Annotated in this window: 16 protein-coding genes and 1 other RNA gene; 8 read left to right on the forward strand and 9 right to left on the reverse strand. The window is 32.2% G+C overall.

Features of this window, described 5'->3' with window-relative positions:
* The first annotated feature begins 8 nt into the window (after positions 1-8).
* Positions 9-503 (forward strand): DUF367 family protein, encoded by a 495-nt coding sequence (locus K5782_RS04345; RefSeq protein ID WP_297464272.1) that lies wholly within the window; start codon positions 9-11, stop codon positions 501-503.
* Between the two features lies 1 nt (position 504).
* Here the strand turns inward: K5782_RS04345 and K5782_RS04350 are convergent, their stop codons facing one another.
* A complete protein-coding gene (locus tag K5782_RS04350; RefSeq protein WP_297464274.1) occupies positions 505-2961 on the reverse strand; it encodes an ABC transporter substrate-binding protein in 2457 nt (818 codons plus the stop codon).
* A 101-nt stretch (positions 2962-3062) separates the two neighbouring features.
* On the opposite strand from K5782_RS04350, the gene K5782_RS04355 reads away from it, so the two are divergent.
* A complete protein-coding gene (locus K5782_RS04355; RefSeq protein ID WP_297464276.1) occupies positions 3063-3695 on the forward strand; it encodes a hypothetical protein in 633 nt (210 codons plus the stop codon).
* A gap of 221 nt (positions 3696-3916) precedes the next feature.
* Here K5782_RS04355 and K5782_RS04360 read toward each other — a convergent pair whose 3' ends face one another.
* Together K5782_RS04360 and K5782_RS04365 are read right to left on the reverse strand one after the other, a co-directional pair.
* Entirely contained in the window at positions 3917-5656 is a 1740-nt protein-coding gene (locus tag K5782_RS04360; protein ID WP_297464278.1) for a DUF2070 family protein, read from the reverse strand.
* A gap of 3 nt (positions 5657-5659) precedes the next feature.
* On the reverse strand, positions 5660-5830 hold the full coding sequence (locus K5782_RS04365; protein WP_007550105.1) for a preprotein translocase subunit Sec61beta: 171 nt from the start codon (positions 5828-5830) through the stop codon (positions 5660-5662).
* Between the two features lie 230 nt (positions 5831-6060).
* On the opposite strand from K5782_RS04365, the gene K5782_RS04370 reads away from it, so the two are divergent.
* Together K5782_RS04370 and K5782_RS04375 are read left to right on the forward strand one after the other, a co-directional pair.
* Positions 6061-7059 (forward strand): TIGR00341 family protein, encoded by a 999-nt coding sequence (locus K5782_RS04370; RefSeq protein ID WP_297464280.1) that lies wholly within the window; start codon positions 6061-6063, stop codon positions 7057-7059.
* 33 nt (positions 7060-7092) lie between these two features.
* Positions 7093-7527, forward strand: a complete 435-nt coding sequence (locus tag K5782_RS04375) for a universal stress protein (protein WP_297464282.1) — start codon at positions 7093-7095, stop codon at positions 7525-7527.
* Here the strand turns inward: K5782_RS04375 and K5782_RS04380 are convergent.
* The gene (locus tag K5782_RS04380; RefSeq protein WP_297464626.1) at positions 7524-7877 is read right to left on the reverse strand and encodes an Sjogren's syndrome/scleroderma autoantigen 1 family protein; all 354 of its coding nucleotides are present in this window, start codon (positions 7875-7877) and stop codon (positions 7524-7526) included. The genes K5782_RS04375 and K5782_RS04380 overlap by 4 nt on opposite strands.
* A gap of 103 nt (positions 7878-7980) precedes the next feature.
* Here K5782_RS04380 and yciH point away from each other — a divergent pair, with 103 nt between their 5' ends.
* The gene (yciH, locus tag K5782_RS04385) at positions 7981-8289 is read left to right on the forward strand and encodes a stress response translation initiation inhibitor YciH (RefSeq protein WP_048109562.1); all 309 of its coding nucleotides are present in this window, start codon (positions 7981-7983) and stop codon (positions 8287-8289) included.
* Positions 8290-8296: 7 nt separating this feature from the next.
* Complete coding sequence (locus tag K5782_RS04390; protein WP_297464285.1) at positions 8297-9289, forward strand: CPBP family intramembrane glutamic endopeptidase; 993 nt, start codon at positions 8297-8299, stop codon at positions 9287-9289.
* A gap of 49 nt (positions 9290-9338) precedes the next feature.
* Here the strand turns inward: K5782_RS04390 and K5782_RS04395 are convergent, their stop codons facing one another.
* From K5782_RS04395 to cofD, 3 genes are all read right to left on the reverse strand, one after another.
* Positions 9339-10247: a TFIIB-type zinc ribbon-containing protein gene (locus K5782_RS04395; RefSeq protein WP_007550110.1), complete on the reverse strand. Its 909-nt coding sequence runs from the start codon at positions 10245-10247 to the stop codon at positions 9339-9341.
* 118 nt (positions 10248-10365) lie between these two features.
* Complete coding sequence (gene cofC, locus K5782_RS04400; RefSeq protein WP_297464287.1) at positions 10366-11004, reverse strand: 2-phospho-L-lactate guanylyltransferase; 639 nt, start codon at positions 11002-11004, stop codon at positions 10366-10368.
* Position 11005: 1 nt separating this feature from the next.
* On the reverse strand, positions 11006-11926 hold the full coding sequence (gene cofD / locus K5782_RS04405; protein ID WP_366069422.1) for a 2-phospho-L-lactate transferase: 921 nt from the start codon (positions 11924-11926) through the stop codon (positions 11006-11008).
* A 116-nt stretch (positions 11927-12042) separates the two neighbouring features.
* Between cofD and K5782_RS04410 the strand changes: the two genes are divergently transcribed.
* A complete protein-coding gene (locus K5782_RS04410) occupies positions 12043-13398 on the forward strand; it encodes a hypothetical protein (protein WP_297464291.1) in 1356 nt (451 codons plus the stop codon).
* Between the two features lie 34 nt (positions 13399-13432).
* Here K5782_RS04410 and rnpB read toward each other — a convergent pair.
* Positions 13433-13711: RNase P RNA component (rnpB, locus tag K5782_RS04415), an RNA gene on the reverse strand.
* Between the two features lie 22 nt (positions 13712-13733).
* Positions 13734-14375 carry a class I SAM-dependent methyltransferase gene (locus K5782_RS04420; protein WP_297464293.1) on the reverse strand — a complete coding sequence of 214 codons (642 nt, stop codon included), beginning with the start codon at positions 14373-14375 and terminating at the stop codon, positions 13734-13736.
* A 386-nt stretch (positions 14376-14761) separates the two neighbouring features.
* Here K5782_RS04420 and K5782_RS04425 point away from each other — a divergent pair, with 386 nt between their 5' ends.
* Complete coding sequence (locus tag K5782_RS04425) at positions 14762-17728, forward strand: hypothetical protein (RefSeq protein ID WP_297464295.1); 2967 nt, start codon at positions 14762-14764, stop codon at positions 17726-17728.

A 17728-nucleotide genomic window follows, 5' to 3' on the forward strand; every position in this document is an offset into this window, starting at 1 on the left:
TTTATTAGATGAATCTCCAAGTTTTGATGTTTTATCAGGATGATCCAAAAAAATGTACAGCTGCAAAAATGGTAAAATTTGGAATTGCAAAAAGCATTAAAAAAATTGGAAATAAAGGACTGGTTTTGGATCCTTTTTCTGAAAAAACTCTTATACCAAAAGACAAATCTCTGATAAATTCAATAGTTGGAATTGACTGTTCATGGACTCTAGCTGACCAAGCATTTTCAAAAAAATTTAGTGGAATTACTAGAAAACTTCCACCGTTACTAGCTGGCAATCCAGTTAATTATGCAAAGCTTAACAAACTTACTACTGCTGAGGCATTAGCTGCATCATTATTTATTTTGGGTTTTAAAGATGATGCACTTGCAATACTTGATAAATTCAAGTGGGGACATACGTTTTATGATTTAAATCAAAATCTCCTAAACGAATATTCTAAATTGGAATCTGAAGATCAAATTGATATTATTTTAAAAGAATACGGGTTATCTGAATAATTCATTTCTTTCTTTTCTTAATGTAAATTGTAGTTGCTATGCCAATTATTATGGGGATAAGTAACCATGCAAATTCAAATGAATTGTTTTGATTATATTCTATGTTGTTCTGATTAAGATCTGATAATTCTCCGTTGTTTTCAACTATTAAGAAACTAGATGAATAGTAATCTGGTTTTAGAACTGAATTTGAAATTGCAAATATCTTTAAATCTTTAGCACCAATTCCTAATTCTTTAATTTTTTCAGCATCGATTATAATTTTAGTGGAATTATTATCTATGTTAATTAATTCTGATATTGAATTATTACTACTATCAGTCAAAAAATAAAGAATGGAGTCGGCTTTTTTTGTATCTATGTCAATCTCTAATCGTGTCTCTTTTTGAATCATGTCTGGTAAATTTACGTTTGTTATTTTTGGGAATTCTGTTTTTTCAAATTCTGACCAATGTCCAAGCTTGAAAGGATAAGTCTGATCATCAAAAGCATTTACGACTATTGTTCGTGATTCAGGTGAGTATGAACTGAGATAAAATGGTCCATTGCTAATCACTGCATGATTGTATGATTTGACCCACTCTGACGATGCCATATATCTCTCATCGAAATATTTGATGTCTTTTTCAAATATTTTTAATGAATTTGGAATATACTTCTTTTCACTAAATTCATTCAAATAACTTTGTACCATTTGAGCGTCATTAGGAATTATCAACGAAATCCAATTTACATTTTTATTAATTGCTCCAGATCTTGAAAATGAAACTTTTCCGTCTAACACTGCTTGTTCCATGGCTGCTGAAATTTCCCATGGCATTGAACTCCACAATGAGGCCCATTCTGCAATTTCATCATTATCAAAATGCCAGTAATTTACATACACCTCAATTGTATCGTCATCAATCACTTCTATTCCAATAATTGTTTTTACAGATTGTGATGCAATAGATGTGAATTCTACATCATAAGTCTTATCGTTTTCATCTGTTTGAACTCCCCACTCCATTACAAAATACAATGAATACAAAATATCATTCATATCCATTTTTTGGCCGTTGTGCCAATTACTAAACTTCAAATCATATCTAACTTTGCTTGTTGCTTGAGTTCCATGTTCTACTTTCTTCCATTGGTGTGTGATGGGGTCCCACATAATTGCATCATCAGATAAAATTATTTTTCCGTTGGGTCCAGCAGTCTCTACATTCCAATCTGCTCTGACTGGAAATGTTTTTCCAGTAAATGGATGCTTAAACGTAATTGGATCTGAAATTATACCCCAAATCTGTCTACTATATGTATCACTTAATCCCATAACTGGATTCCAGGAACCTTGATAGATCTGTTTCACTCCGATAACTAATTCGCTTTCTCCATTTCTTGAATTAATCGGTGTAAATCTACTTGGAACACCGGCTCCTAAATCATTTACGATTCCTTCCATTTTTTCATTTGCTACAAACTGATCAATTTTACTTGCTATGAAAATTCTAACTGATTGGTCTACTCCTTCTGCAATTGCATCTTGAATCAATCTGACTCTTTCTTCTTCAGATTCAAAATCTCCGGTGTATATTTTCTGAGTTATTTCATCGAGTTTATCATTTTTGTAATTCCAATATGATGGATCGTTTGAACCCGGCATGTTTGAGAACCATGGAGAATACATCTGCGATAATCCCACTGAATCGTATCTTACGAATGCTGATCTTGACCAGCCTTCTGTGTATAGACTCCATTTTAGCTCTGCTGGATTGGAACCGTATACAACAACATATGCTTTATTCAAATCCCCGTAGTCTTTTTTTACTGTGAATCCTATTTTTTCTAATTCAGAAGCCAATATTTCCCCGATAGACTTTCTTACCTGATCATCACTTCTTATGAAAATTGTAATCTCTATTGGTTTTTGATTAATTTCCCATCGTCCGTTTGATTTTATTGCACCCTTTTCTTTTAGTGCATTTGAAATCATTTCTTCAGCTAGTGCTGGATTGTATCTGAAATTGAATGTCTCTAATTGTTTAATTATTGTAAGGTATTCTGGGTCAGACGGACTATAGTTTGAGATCATTGGTGCACCATAACCTCCCATCAATTCGTTTACAATCAATTTTCTATCTATTAGATAGTTTAATGCAAATCTGATATCTTTAAGCGAAAATGGATTGAATTCATTTGATTCTGCAGGATTTACCAATATACTATAGGATCTCCCTGTTGAATCAAAAACCTCTAATCTTTCACGTAATTTGGGATTTTCTAGTCTGTCTGATGAAATTCTGTCATAGTATATATCCAAATTTCCATTTCTAACTTCTTCAAGTGCAGTATTTTCATCCAAATACTGGATAAATTTTACAGAATCAAAATATGTGCTTTTTTCTGCAAATGATTCATTATTGATTACATATACTATTGCAAGAGCTAGTATGAATACTAGCAATAATTTCATAACCGTTTATTTGATTAGTTGTAATAAAACCTATTTCATAATAACCAGTTTAGTATAATCTCCTAAAACCTATATCATCTAAACTATCAAAGAAAAACAATATGAAATTCACTCAAATAATGTTATCTGGATTAAAAGGAATTATTCCTGGTGGTATATCTGTGGAAGATTTTAGTGTAGTTATAAAATCAAACATTGTTGATTCACAGAATATCTTGGATGGCTATGTGAAATATGGAATTGGAAAAAAACAGGATGATATGTATTATTTTGAAGATGGCGACAAACTAAAAGCTGCTATCCAATTGATAAAAAATGGTGGTCCTCTTGATGAGATATCTGTTCTACTTGATTGGAAAGATTTTGAAGGGTTGGTTGCTGAAATTCTATTCTCAAAAAACTTTGCGATTATTAAAAATCTGATTTTGACAAAACCTCGAATGGAGATAGATGTTATTGGTATTAGATTGGGCGTTGCTATGTTAATTGATTGTAAACATTGGAAAAGATATAGTTCTTCTGCATTATCATCTGCAGTAAAAAAACAGATAGAAAGAACAAAACATTACATCTCTAAAACTCCTGGTGCTATGGCTGTACCTGTAATTGTAACTCTGTACCAAGATAAGATTGATTTTATAGATCGAGTGCCTATAGTTCCAGTTTTCCAATTTTCATCATTTATTGATGAATTTTATGGAAACCTTGATCAAATGAATACTTTAGAAACATAAGTCGCCTATCTGCTCTCTCTAGTCTATGTTAATTTTATGTTAACTAGTAGTTGATACGTGATGAATAAAATCATTAAAATTTATTTATCTTGTAAAATGGTCATGAGAAACAGAATAATCTGTAAAGAATGCCATTTGGAATTAGAAACACGTTCTGAACGAAGCATGAAGAAATGTGAAGGTTGTCAACTTCAATAATTCTAAATTGAATTATTTTTTGTTTATAGAAACAAGGTAATTATGAATAATGTGACACTTCCAATCATAAATCCTTTTGTTAATTTCAGAGATTTATCTAATGCTTTGGAATAATCTTCGTAAATGCCTTGACCCATGACTTTTACATCTGCTTCATTTTCCAAAATTTCAAATTTTGCTGAAGATACTTTTGATTCTGCTTCATATGCAATTTGTAAAAACCACTTGGTTAGTTTGTCCGCGCCAGTAATGAGTCCTAGTTGATAGTATCCGTTTCTGTTTCTAGCTTTGACTGGAGCATAATGTGTGTCTGATGTACAAATTTCTAATAATTGACGTCCTTGTTTTGCAAAGTTCTCAACTATTTTTTCTCTTACTCCATTTTCCATATTGTTTGCATCTGCCCATCCAAGAAAGAATTTTTTACCATTAATCTTTAGACATACTACTCCTAAACCTCCCATTGCTAAATCTTCAGTCCATACATCCATACTGTCAGAATTTGCGTATCCAAATTCTATAGGGTAGCTATCTTTTGTAATTAGTGAATCCAAACATGATTTTGCTGCCTTTAACATGTCTTCGCCATCTTCTTTTGAAATTTCCTCACCCATTGCATTATGACAATCAACTATCAGTGTTCTGACATAGTTTCTGTTTTTAGCATATTGCTCAATCTCCTTTTTCATATAATTTGGAATATCTTCCATCCCATGTGGTGATAATGAGAGAAACAACAAGGGATTATTTCCAAAAAGTAAACCTGTTACACGTGCTTTGTTAATTTGAACTGTTACTGGCTCTGTACATACTAATCCTTCCTCTTTTACTATACTGGCATCTAGATTTTTTAAATAATTTTCTACTTCATTTTTTGATGGAAGGTTTAATGAGTGATCTGAAATGCTATGCATGATCATTGCTGAAGACTCTAAATTTTTGTACATCAAATATGGGATATTGCTTCCTCCCACTGGATGATATGGACCTGGATGAATTTCAGGTAACACCATTCTGAATTTCATATTTCCATCTGATGCACTTAATCTAATTTGTGATGTGGATACTTTTGTTTTAAATGAACGTTGTTCAATTATCGCCTCTGCTTCTGTAAAGTCATTACCTTGTGACGCCAAGTATGCTTGTATTGTTTTATGTGTACTCTCCATACCTGGTCTCCCAGCTCTATCTGTTAATACTGACCATACACTTGCAATTATTAGAAATACTGCACCAAACCCTATTGCCAATGGATTTGTCAAAGTTGAATACCACATATCAAATGGTATCATTACTAAAAACATGGCAAGTGGTTGAACCATGCAAATTGCCCAAGCTTTTTTGATACTTGCACCTAATGTAGTTGTAAAAATTCCTATTCTGAAACTTGCAAATAGAAACATTCCATATGTTACAAAAAATAATGATGCCTCTTTTACTAAGACTACACTTGCAAGTAATCCCATTAAGACTACTGCAATCCATAACATATTTCCAAAAAGAGATGCATGTAGCGATTTTGAATATTCTTTTTTTCTGGTGAATCGTGTGTCGATTAACTGGGATAATGCTAATATCCCAATTACCATTGGAATCCTAAACCAATTTTCGTTTGTTTCCATATAGCCCAAATAAACTATAGATGTGATTACTGCAGAAATTACTAAAGATCCAGCTAGAGAAAAATAATGTGACGCTGGATTGATTAATGTAAGTGAAAATCTATTGTGTATGTTTGAAACATCATCTGAAGATTTTTCCATGTCTTATTTCGGAACTAAAAATATATCAATTAACCAAGAAACCACAATCAAGCTAATGGGAACGGAAACAACAATTCGTGGATCTACTTTGAATCCTTTGGTTTCGTCCTCAAAGAATCTCATGAGGCCTCCACTTGATGCTGGTAGTGGTGCTCCCTTCTTCTTACTGCTCATTGCTACTTTTCAAAGCTTGAATTTTGACATAAATACTTTATTCCTTAACAAAATTGGTATTGTTTCTTAAAATAAGATGATTTAAGACTATTTTTATCAAAATTTAGCATAAATGCCTAAAATGCCTCATCTAATTGAAATTATTCATTAATTTCCCATCTATGCCTAAAAATACACCTTGAGATGTCAGTGAAATTATTAATTAGTATTTTTGAAATATAATCGATTAATTGAAACGAATTGAATTAACTTGTTTTGAACAACAAGCACCAAGTATCGAATACATATTGAAAAAATACAAGGTTTCCTACAATTTAAAATTGGCAATGATTGATGATCATAAATTAATTCATTACAATGTAATAGTTCCTGATATCATTTCAAGAAATGTCATAAATGCTTTAAGTGATGTTCTTGATACTACTATCAAAGAGATTTATCTTATTAGTCAAACATTGGACTCTGCAATTTCTGATTATTCTGATAAATTACATGAAGAAGAGAAACTAAAAAATGTAAAAAAAGATAAAAAAACAACTGAAGAATTTAAATCACTTACAGAACCTTCTGTGGAATTAAAGAAAAATTTATTATTTATGATAGCGATTGCATCTTCAGTAGCTCTAGTTGGTTTGTTTGCAAATAATGCATCTTTGGTAATTGGAGCAATGTTGTTATCTCCTTTACTTGGTCCGATAACTGCATTCTCTTTTAACGCCGCTGTTGGTCAACCGAAAAAAATGTACAAGGCTGCAAAATCTGGATTAGTTTTAACCCTAGTAATAATTGCAATAGGTGCAGGATTAACTGCGATTGCATCCTCATTTATCGAATTAGAAATTACACCTGAAATTCTTGCAAGGACTGAAATGACTCCTGTATTTCTAGTGGTTGCAATTCTTCTAGGATTAGCTGGCGGTATTGCAATGTCTTCCGACATTCCAGGTATTCTTGTAGGTGTGGCAATTGCCGCAGCCCTAGTTCCACCTGCTGTCGTTACAGGCATATCTATTGCCATGTTAGATTATGACATGTTCATTAATTCACTTACATTAACTGTAGCAAATATTCTGGGGTTGGTATTGGGTACTATGATTGTCTTTTTTGCACTTGGTATAACTCCTAGAAAATATCATGAACAAGAACAAGCAAAAAAATATCAATCATATACTATTGTCGTCTTTATTGTGATGAGTGTGGCATTAGGAATTTTGACATTTTGGATATGAATAATCTTAATAAGATATAATTTTATTTAAATTATGTTTAAAAAAATTGTTGTTGCATTTATCACAAAACAATTTGAGAATAAATCCTTCCTAATTGGTTTAGATATTGCACAAAAATTCAATGGAAGTCTTACTGTTGTTGACTGTGTTTATAAAAAACCCTCTAAATTTGTTTTTTTTGAAACTAGTCATGATAAAAAATCATATGCTAAAACCAAAGAAAAAATTTTAAAAAATCTTGAAAAATTTAAAAAAATTGCAAATGATAAAGATATTCCAATTAAAACAAAAGTTGCATTGACTGATTCCATTTCTGATTGGATAGTAGACTTTGTAAAAGAAAAAAAAACTGATCTTCTGATAATTGATCATCCTCATTTGTCTGAATTTGAAAATGATCACTATGAATTTATAATAAAATCGATAACTGATAGCGTTAAAATTCCAATATTGTTGTTACGTTCCTAAGATTGTTGTTTTTTTGGGGTCTGATTATTTTTTAATTTTTCTATTGTTTCAATGATTGAATTAATAGACTTTAGAATTTGTTGTTGTTTTTCATGATTTGTTTCTTGTTCTAATTCCTTAGATAATTTAGAGAGTTTTTTTTCTAACGTTATTTCTATACTTGTTTTTTCAGTTTGGTGTTTCGTTTCAATTGGGATCTCTTTTTTCTCTGGTTCTCTTCCACAATTAATGCATAATGCATGCCCTTCTTTCATCACTCTTACTCCTGAACAGTATGGACATGGTTCACTCAGCAATGTTGCTCCATTCAACAGCATTTCTGCTGCTTTTTTTGTAAGATCTTTTGACATGTGGATCATTATGATTTCTCTTTAAAAAATACAATTATTTTGTAATTTGTTTTTATATCAAACAAGGCTTAATAGTGCGTAAAATTGAATTAATTTAGAACGTATGGCAGTAATTTGTAATACTTGTGGTCTACCAGAAGATCTTTGTGCATGTGGTGAACTTGCTAAAGATAGTACAAAAATTATAATTCGTTTAGAAACCAGACGATTCAAGAAAAAGGGAACCATGATTGAAGGATTGGATCCGAAATTAAATAATCTGGAAATAGTTGCAAAAGAATTAAAAAACAAGTATGCTTGTGGAGGAACAGCAAAAGACGGGTACATATTTCTTCAAGGTGATCATCGGGATACAATCAAGGAAACCCTTATTCATTTAGGCTTTCCTGAAGCTAGCATCGAACTTCATTAGATATACGTTGCAATCTCCAAACAAAATACTCCAAATGGTAGGGATTCCCCATTTGGCACTTCTTTCTGTCATATTTGGTATGATGTTACTATCGTTTCCAATTGGATTGTTTACTGTATTTAATACTGATATTGGAAATGACATTAATTTTGAATATCCTCTAAAAGACCTTGATATTTTTAAAACAATTGAATTTCTAATTCCAAATAGCATTGAAATAGGCGATGTCTTTATTGTCTTGTGGTCAATTTATGCATCTCTTTTTGCAATAGCTATGTTTGGGCCTAAATCTGGATTTCTGAAAATACTTTCTCTGAATTTATCTCGTGGAAAATTTGAAACAAAATCTAACTATATGATAACAATTACTAAATGGTTTTCAATAATTATTTTGCTCTCGATTGTTATTGATTATGTTCAACAATTCTTTGGAATTCCAACTGTTCCCCCACCAATAGATAATAACCTGACTCAATTTTTGTATGTAAGTCTATCTCCTATCATTGAAGAGTTTGGATTTAGAGTTATACTTATTGGGTTACCGCTCTTTGTATTTTATTCCCATAAATTATCTTTCAGTCATTTTTTTAAATCCCTTTGGAGTCCTAATCATTACTTACATATTTCTGATCATAAGAAATCATTATTTTTGATAGTTTTTGTTGGTGTGTTTTTTGGACTAGCTCACATAATGACTGGTGAACCGTGGAGCGAAGGTAAACTTGTACAGGCTAGTATGAGCGGAATAATTCTTGGATGGTTATATGTTAGATTTGGTCTGATAACTGCAATTCTCGTTCATTGGGGAACAAATTATTTCATATTTTCTTATGCAAATTTTGTTTCTCAAATAAATGAAATCGCAATTGATGTTGCATTTTCTCATTCTCTTCTCAATACTATGGAAATCCTATTTTTTATTTCTGGTGCATTTTCAATTTTGGTAGTCTTGCTTGATTATTTTAATTCAAAAAAAGAACAAAAGTTAAAAATTGAATAAATTTTATTTGTTATCTATTTGAATTATTTTTAATATTATCTAAAAACCGTTAAAGATTTAAAGCAACTTTCAAACCTTTGTATCTGTTTCTTATTGTAACCTCAGTTACCCCAGCTGCTTCTGCTACGTCTCTCTGAGTTTTATTTTCACCATTTGTAACACATGCCACATAAAGTGCAGCAGCTGCTAATCCCATAGGATCTTTTCCTGCAGATATTTTTTGTTCTTCAGCTGTTTGAAGAATTTTAGTAGCTGCTCTTTTTGTTTTTTCAGACAATCCTGCTTTACTTGCTATTCTAGAAATACATTTTACAGGATCTACTACAGGCATTTTCAAATTAAGTTCTCGTAATAACAATCTATAACATCTTGCAATGTCTTTTCGTTTTATGTTGCTAGCATGTCCTATGTCTTTTAGAGTTCTTGGCGTTTCCGTATCTCTACATGCAGCGTAAAGTGCAGATGCAATCAATGCTGAAATTGAACGACCCCTTACAAGTCCTTTTTCTAATGCTTTACGATAAATATATGCGGCCTTTTCAATAACTGCATCTCCTACTGCTAATTTATCTTTTAATCTATCAAGCTCACTAAATGCCTGCCTAAAGTTTCTGTCAACTGGTTCATGAACCTGACTTCTACTGTCCCATGTTCTTAACCTCTCTATTGTGCTTTTCATTGCAGATGTGAGAGGTTTGCCTGTTGCATCTCTATTTTGAGGATTGATGACTGTTGCCAATCCCATGTCGTGCATTGCTAAGGAAGTTGGCACCCCTGCTCGACTTTTATTTTCACCCTCATTTGAAAATGATCTCCATTCTGGTCCTGACTCATCTACTTTATCTGTGATTACAAAACCACATTTCCCACAGAAATTTTCACCTGTAGTTGCATCTGTAACTAATGTGCCCTGACCGCATCTTGGGCATCTGTCTTTTGGATTTACATTTTTAACCATATTTTTTTCCTTCAAAATTTTATTCTGATATATAACCATTGCTGAATTATTTCTTATAAACTTGCTGGTGATATTTGTTAAAAAAATATTTGATCTACAAAAAATACAATATTTTTTCTTATTTCAAGTCTAAAATGCCCTTAATTTTCTTTGAAATTTCCGGTTTTTCATTTTGTTCTAAGAGGAATTTCAAATCCTCCATATTATCCACATCTAACATTATTCTTTTTACAAAAACTAGAGCTACATTTCTTGTAACCTCTTTTGCTGTATTCATATGAATTTTGTAACTATCTTCATCGTAATGTGTTATCATCAAATCAATTGGCATTCTTACTAAGGCGTTTGTACCATCAAATCTTCTAGATGGTACCACTATGGCAAAATTAGGCGGTATCTTGTAGTTTAACATAAAATCAATATCTTGAGTTTTGATAAATGGTATATCCTGAGGAAAAACTATTGATGCATCAAATTTATTTTCTAGTAGATATTTGTCAGCCAATGCAACCGCATTGTTTACACTTTTTTCTTCATTATCTGATATGATAACTGCATTGTACTTTTTAGCAAGTTCAATTGCTTTTGACTCTTTAGTAACAATTATTGTTTTATCAATTTGTGGTGAAATTGATAAAATGTGTAAAATTTCTTCTAACATAATTTTACAAAGTTCTTCTTTTTGATGTGATGATAAGTCTAAACGTGTTTTTGCTAATGAGAAAGTCTTTACAGGAATAATCGCTGCAATTTTCAAATTATACGTGTATTTGTTTAAGAATAAAATTTGCTAATGCGTCTTCAGCTAATTTGTTATTCATAGTAATTTTTGTTTCGTATACTTTCATATCTAAACTTTGGATTTTCTTAACAAGTAGCCTGTCTTTTGTATCTACTACGATATTTGAACAGACATCCGAATACATTTTTGCAAGACCATATGCGTTTGTTTCAATTCCAGCTGCTTCCATATATTTTGCAGCAGGTCCGCTAACTGCTTTGTCTCCTATGAGCGGACTGACTGCAACAACTTTCTTTTTAATTTTTGATAGTTCTTTTCTGATTCCTTTAATTTGTAACATTGGACCGATAGATGTTAACGGATTTCCAGGCGCTAAAATTATCATATCTGCATCATGAATTGCATTTACTGCTTCGGGATTTGGGCGTGCTTTATCAGCTCCAATATATTGAATTCCTTCTACAGGGTCTCTTCCACGATGTTTTACCCAATATTCTTGAAGATGCAATTCTCCTTTGTCTGTGGTTATTCTTGTTTCAATACTGTTATCTGTTACTGGAATTATGTTTGCACTAACTGCAAATTTTTCACACATCCATTTTGTAATATCGCTTAAATTTTTACCATTTTTTAACATATTAGTTCTAATCAAATGTGTTGCTGCGTCTCTGTCTCCAACTCTAAACCATGTCTCTTCACCAAATACTTCCATTTGTCTTAGAAAGTTGAACGTGTCTTTTTTGATTCCCCATCCTCTTTCTTGATCTAATAAATCTGCAAGACCATAGATTATAGTATCAATATCTGGACATACATATAGTCCGTAAAGCCAATAATTGTCTCCTACGTTAGTTATTACGTTGACTTTGGATTCTTGTGATACTAATCCTCTAACTAGCTTTACCGAACCTGTTCCACCTGCTAATACTGTAATCATTCCATTTTCTCCTAAAACCGAAAAGTCATTTGCCGTCACTACATATTACTTTTTCAGAAATTCGCGATCTTATTTTTGAGGATAAGTTTATTACTAATTAGTGATCGATTTTATTCGTGTCTAGGACTTTATTCTTGGCAGTTTTAGTTGCAGGTTTATTTGTAATTGGTTCAAGTTCTTATGTTTGGGCCGCTCAGGTGGATGCTAAAATCAATCCTAATAGTAATGAATCCCCCTTTACTTACAGTTATTTGAAAACCATCTTTATTGAATATCCAAATGGTGGAAAACTTTTTGATGAATTACATACTAAAGAATGGACAGTAAGTGGAACTGCAGATGCATCAAATCCTGGTGTTCAAAAATTAATTGCTAGCCTTAATAAAAAAATGCAAAATGATGGAAGTCATGCCCGTATTTCTGATCTAAATGTTGCTTATGATTTTCATCTCAAAGGTAGAAATCTGCAAACATCTGTTGATTACAAAGTAATTCTAAAAGGAACTCTAACTGACTATGTAATTACTAAAGATCAAGTTCGAACTTTAGTTGATTTGGGTTGGAGAGGCATGGGCACTAATGACTCTATTGTGATTGATGGTGTGGAAATTAACATCCCTCTTTCTTTGTTAGAGACTAAAGAACCAGCAGTTTATGAAATACTTCAAAACACTGAAGCTGATTCAATATTGTCAAAAGGTCTACTTAATGCCGATTTCATTTTACAACAACCAATGTCTAATTGGCACTTCTTATTTGATCCTACTGGAATCAATGTAGATGCTGGTACATTTGGATTAGACCAATCAATCTCAGGATTCGTTGTATCTAGTTGGACAATGGGAGAAAGTAGTCTCAGAGAAGGTAGACAAGTAGAAAGAATTTTTGAAGCAAAAGTAGCAGCTGATCAAAATTATGTTATTCGAAGTGTTCAATCCGCTGATCAAGGAAATATTGCAGCCATTGGATTCGGTGCATTGGATGTACTTGACGGATTGGAGATTGTAGGACTTACTCCAACTCCTCCAAAAGATTATGGTACAACTTCTACAGGTGGATTCCCAATTGCAATTGTTTATGGAATGGCTGGTATGGCCGCAATTGGTGGTGTTGCATTTTTCATTTTTAGTAACCGGGCACTAAAGAAACAAACAGTTGGTCAACAAGGTATTGATCCAAGTAGATTGGTAAGTTATCAAACCAGTGCTTCTTCTGGTGGTTATCAAACAAACAGGGGTGAAGCATATCTTGCAGATACCTCTGATTATGAACAAACTAGAAGTGTCTACGAAGACCAAAAACAAAGCCCTCCGCCTGCAGTTACTAATCAAGAAGAGGCTGCATGCGGTTGTGCAGCATCTGCTGAAATTGGTACTGAATGTGATTGCGTAATGCATGGTTCATGTTTGTGTGATGCAACCTGCAAATGTAGTGCAGACCTTTGTAAAGAGCAAGCCTCATCAATGAGTTAAATACGTAAAAATTTAAAATTGTTAAAAAAATTATGTGTGCTGGGAGTAACCCTCCTTCTGTTTTCACGATATTACGCTTTGCAGCCTACCTGAACTTGGTACAGGATCCTATAGTTCTGTTTGGCTTTGCTCCATGTGGGACGTCTTTTTCATTCCTTCTCTGGAAATCTCAGGTTTTGCCATCATCGTGCGCCAGGTTAGATTCTTTTCTGCATCGTTGCCAATCATCTCTGATTATCCATCTCCGGATCACATTTCCTGTATGGAGGGAGGAGTTTCCTCTGCCGTAGCAGTGTATCGTGCTCCAGCTCACACATCTTAGTCCTATTTTTGATTTAATTTGAAGATTGTCTTTCTGGTTTTTTACCTATGATAAATAACGTTCCAAATTCTCGTTTCCACTTTTTCTTATTTTTTAAATCTTTTACTTGTTTTGTTTTAGTTTCAAATCCTGCTTTTTTGAAGAAATTTATCCACTCTTGCTTTGAATGCAAATGCATTTGAATTTTCATCATCTTTGCCCATTTTACAGTTGCTTTATTATCTGAATAAAAGTCTGTTCCGCAAAAAAATTTTCCTCCTGGTTTTAATAATTTGTATATTTTTTTCAGAGCCAATTCAATTGAATCCACATAGTATAGAGATTCCATTGAAAATATTATGTCAAATTTGTTATTGAATTTAAAATTTTCAAGATCTGTGTTGATGTATTCTTCATTGTTATTGATTTTCTTCTTATTAGCTTCTATGATCATATTTTTACTCTTATCTATGCCGACTGCTTTTTTACAAAAAGGATCTTTGGAAATTCTTCTAACTACCCATCCATTACCACATCCAAAATCTAAAAACAGAAATGGTCTGTCAAAAGAAATTGTTTTTAAAATTTTTATCACATTTTTTCCGTGTTCTTTTTCCATTAAATCCGCTCTCCCATTTTTGGCCCATTTATCAAAGGTTTTACGAACAGAATCCATCGTTTTTTATTAGTGATTTCTAAATATAATCTTCTTACTGATCTTTACTATGAACGACTTGTACGTTTTCTTTAAATTCAAATTTTTAATTGATATTTTGAAAGTAAATGCCTGACGAATCATGTCGTAGTTGTGGTGGAATGTTGATTGAATACACTAAATGTGCACATTGCAATAAAATAATTCAGTTTGTCTGTTCTTGTTGCAGTGCCAGAACCCTAGAACAATACCATAGTCTTTGTGTCTTTAGGAGATATGTCTCTGATCATATGAATGAAAATCGTCAAAATTCCTCTATTTTGACAACTATCGCTTGACAAGTTAAGAAATTACGCGTATTATTGTTTCCCAAATTTTAAGTATCATGAATTTTAGAGTTGATCCTTATGAGTCGAGCAGGTACTGTTTTAGGGCTAATTTTGCTATTGCTTATGCCTGTTTATGCAGATGCTCAGAGTCCGGAACGAATAAGCATAATTGATAATTTTGGAAATTTTGATAGAGGCGAATCTCTTTTTATTTATGGGCAAGTTGCTTCTATTCAAAATGATTCTTTTTTGATTATGCAAATAATTAATCCTGAAGGTGATTTATGTCAGATACAACAGCTCGTTCCATTACCTAATGGCGAATTTATGACTGATGCAATCCCATTAAAAGGTAGAATATGTGGAATTGTAGGTGATTATGAAGTTAAATTGTTTTATGGTACTTATTCAACAACTGCTAATTTTCAAGTAACAAGTAAAGTGTTTTCAGAATTAGATTCTGAAATGCTAATTACATCTGCAAAAAATTTACTTTCAAAAACTCTATTTGTACTAGATGAACAATTTGAACTTGATCAATCCTTTGTAAATAATGTGGACAATGCTCTCTTGTCTGATGATTTACCAACGATAGAAAATACATATGTTGATCTTCTAGATGAATTTTATTCTGATGATTTTAGTTCTGAAATAACTCCTGTCATCAGACCTGCCATTACCTCATCTTTAAACTCTGTATCTCAAATGGTGATTGACGGAGAAATTTCATTTGATAATGCAAAATCCATTAATCGAACTATTTTTTCATCTATATTTTATTATGAGATAAATGATAAACGTAAATCTATTGATTTATTGTCTGATGTATTTGTTGAGATTAGAAACATTAATCCGACAAAAACCCCTTCTGCAAAAATTCTTACTTTTGATGAACTTGAAGAAACTCTTCTAAACTTGATGAAAAAATCTGATACCGTAATGAGTAGATTTGTGAAAGAAGAAGTTGCTTTTATTTTTGCTAGGGGAACTGCACCAGTACATGTACAAGAAATTTCAGATCTAGTTGATTTATTATCTGAGGCTAGATATCTTGATATTGTTTCAAGAAAACAAAGTGATCTTTATCGGTTAATTCAAAATGATTGGGAAGGAACAAAAATATCGCTTGAAAGTAAGGAATCTTTAGAAGACTTGCTTGCTTCTGGAGATAAAGTACATCAGCTTCATCAGGCAGCTCTTCTGCTACGAGAATTAGAAGATGTGGACCGCTTTATTTCTTCAAATTCTGAAGAAAATTCTGAACTTGCAAATTTATTGATGCCTGATTGGAATAATCTTAAATCTAATCTAGAGTTCGCATCATCTCCAAACGATATCATTGAATCTGAAATTCAAATAAAACAAATGAAACAGATTATTGATATTTCTTCTAGAATAAGTAAGGCCGTGGAAATTACACAGTCAAATGAAATTGATTCTAGTCTTGTATCTGATTGGAAATTCCTTTTAGAAAAAATTGAAAATGCTAAATCTACTGATGAAATCCTGTCTATTGTTTCTGAATTTGATCATACTATGACTGAATTGAGAGAGAAAAGAAATCCTTTGACAGTTTTAAAATTCGAATATCAAACAATGAAACAAAAAGCAGAACTCCAAGCTGACTATGATAATCTATATTTGATTGATAGTGCACTGAAAATTCTTAACACTGCAGAACAAATGGAATCTGGAAATCCATCAATTATGAGAATTGATAGAATAGAGGTCTTATTGACATGGGTAAGTGAACAAGCCCCTAAAATAAAATCTGATTTGAATTCATATGATTCTGATGCTTTTAAAATTAGAGCAAGCGATATTTTACAAAGAGCAAAATCTATTGAAAATTTAGTTGAATTGGGATTACGTACCAATAAATTTTTGCCTGGATATATAGAATTTACATCTTCATTTAATGAAAAAATAGACAATGTTAGAGATCTTGTAATAAAAAATGATCTTGACGAAGCTGATAAATTAGTTAGGATTTTGTTTACTGAATGGAATCAAGTTTCAAAAGCATATGCTGATGATCCATATGGCTCAAATGTTGGTTATAGTGGGGATGAAATCAAACGAATTGATTATCGTGAGAGACTAAATAATTATTCCAACATGGTTACTAAATTCTATAACAGTGAATTTTCTCAATATGCTAGTGAGTATGATGAAATGATTTCTGATGCTTATTCATTAATTGATTATGGCAATTTTATTGATGCTGAATCCAAAATTTTGGAGATTGGTGAATTTTTAAGTGATCATCTAATTTTGAATAATCCAAGAATAATCTATGATATATCTTATGATCAAGAAAAAAATATTTGGATAATTCAAGGTGCCGTGGAAAAATCTCTTTTTGATAGACGATCTCCATTATATGTTACTGTTTTCAATATGGATGGCAGTACTCATAGTACCTTGGAATTTACAGATACAAAATTTGGTGATTTTTACACTCAATGGATCGCTCCAACAGATCCTGGTCTTTATGTTGTAATGCTTCAATATCAGGATTCTAAAGCAACTCAGATAGTCAATGTAAAAGAACGATTTGAAAACATTTACACTCCCTCTGATCTAAGTATGGTTGAACTTGCACGTGATTTTGAAGAACTAAAGACATTCATTGAAAAATTTGGTCGATCCAATAATGACTCGTATTTTTCTTCAACAATTAATGAAATAAAGGTAGGTTTGACAAGCAAGGATTCGAAAAAAGTTAATGAAAAATTAGGCGATTTAAGATATTTGATTGAAAAATATCTTCCAACACGTTCAAGGTCAGCTATAGTTGAAGTTCAGTACAGTGATAATAGCCTTGTTGTTTCAGGTGCAGTGCAAAAAACCATCGCCTTTAGAGAGGATTTGTTTGTTGATGTTTTTGATCAAAGAGGTAACCTGATAGAGTCTATCATTCTCAAAGATAACTCGTCTGGTCTCTTTAATGAAGTTATTACTAGGCCATTTGATTCTGGAGTTTATGTTGCTCAACTCCAATATCACGATGTCATCGTTACTGATTTCTTTACTGTTAGATAA

Origin of the sequence: Nitrosarchaeum sp., assembly GCF_025699065.1 — an archaeon.
Classification (GTDB): domain Archaea; phylum Thermoproteota; class Nitrososphaeria; order Nitrososphaerales; family Nitrosopumilaceae; genus Nitrosarchaeum.

Excerpts from the sequence above, each read along its gene's own strand:
- K5782_RS04345 (WP_297464272.1), top strand. The coding sequence starts at position 9 with ATGAATCTCCAAGTTTTGATGTTTTATCAGGATGATCCAAAAAAATGT.
- K5782_RS04350 (WP_297464274.1), bottom strand. The coding sequence starts at position 2,961 with ATGAAATTATTGCTAGTATTCATACTAGCTCTTGCAATAGTATATGTA.
- K5782_RS04355 (WP_297464276.1), top strand. The coding sequence starts at position 3,063 with ATGAAATTCACTCAAATAATGTTATCTGGATTAAAAGGAATTATTCCT.
- K5782_RS04360 (WP_297464278.1), bottom strand. The coding sequence starts at position 5,656 with ATGGAAAAATCTTCAGATGATGTTTCAAACATACACAATAGATTTTCA.
- K5782_RS04365 (WP_007550105.1), bottom strand. The coding sequence starts at position 5,830 with ATGAGCAGTAAGAAGAAGGGAGCACCACTACCAGCATCAAGTGGAGGC.
- K5782_RS04375 (WP_297464282.1), top strand. The coding sequence starts at position 7,093 with ATGTTTAAAAAAATTGTTGTTGCATTTATCACAAAACAATTTGAGAAT.
- K5782_RS04380 (WP_297464626.1), bottom strand. The coding sequence starts at position 7,877 with ATGTCAAAAGATCTTACAAAAAAAGCAGCAGAAATGCTGTTGAATGGA.
- yciH (WP_048109562.1), top strand. The coding sequence starts at position 7,981 with ATGGCAGTAATTTGTAATACTTGTGGTCTACCAGAAGATCTTTGTGCA.
- K5782_RS04395 (WP_007550110.1), bottom strand. The coding sequence starts at position 10,247 with ATGGTTAAAAATGTAAATCCAAAAGACAGATGCCCAAGATGCGGTCAG.
- cofD (WP_366069422.1), bottom strand. The coding sequence starts at position 11,926 with ATGATTACAGTATTAGCAGGTGGAACAGGTTCGGTAAAGCTAGTTAGA.
- K5782_RS04420 (WP_297464293.1), bottom strand. The coding sequence starts at position 14,375 with ATGGATTCTGTTCGTAAAACCTTTGATAAATGGGCCAAAAATGGGAGA.
- K5782_RS04425 (WP_297464295.1), top strand. The coding sequence starts at position 14,762 with ATGAGTCGAGCAGGTACTGTTTTAGGGCTAATTTTGCTATTGCTTATG.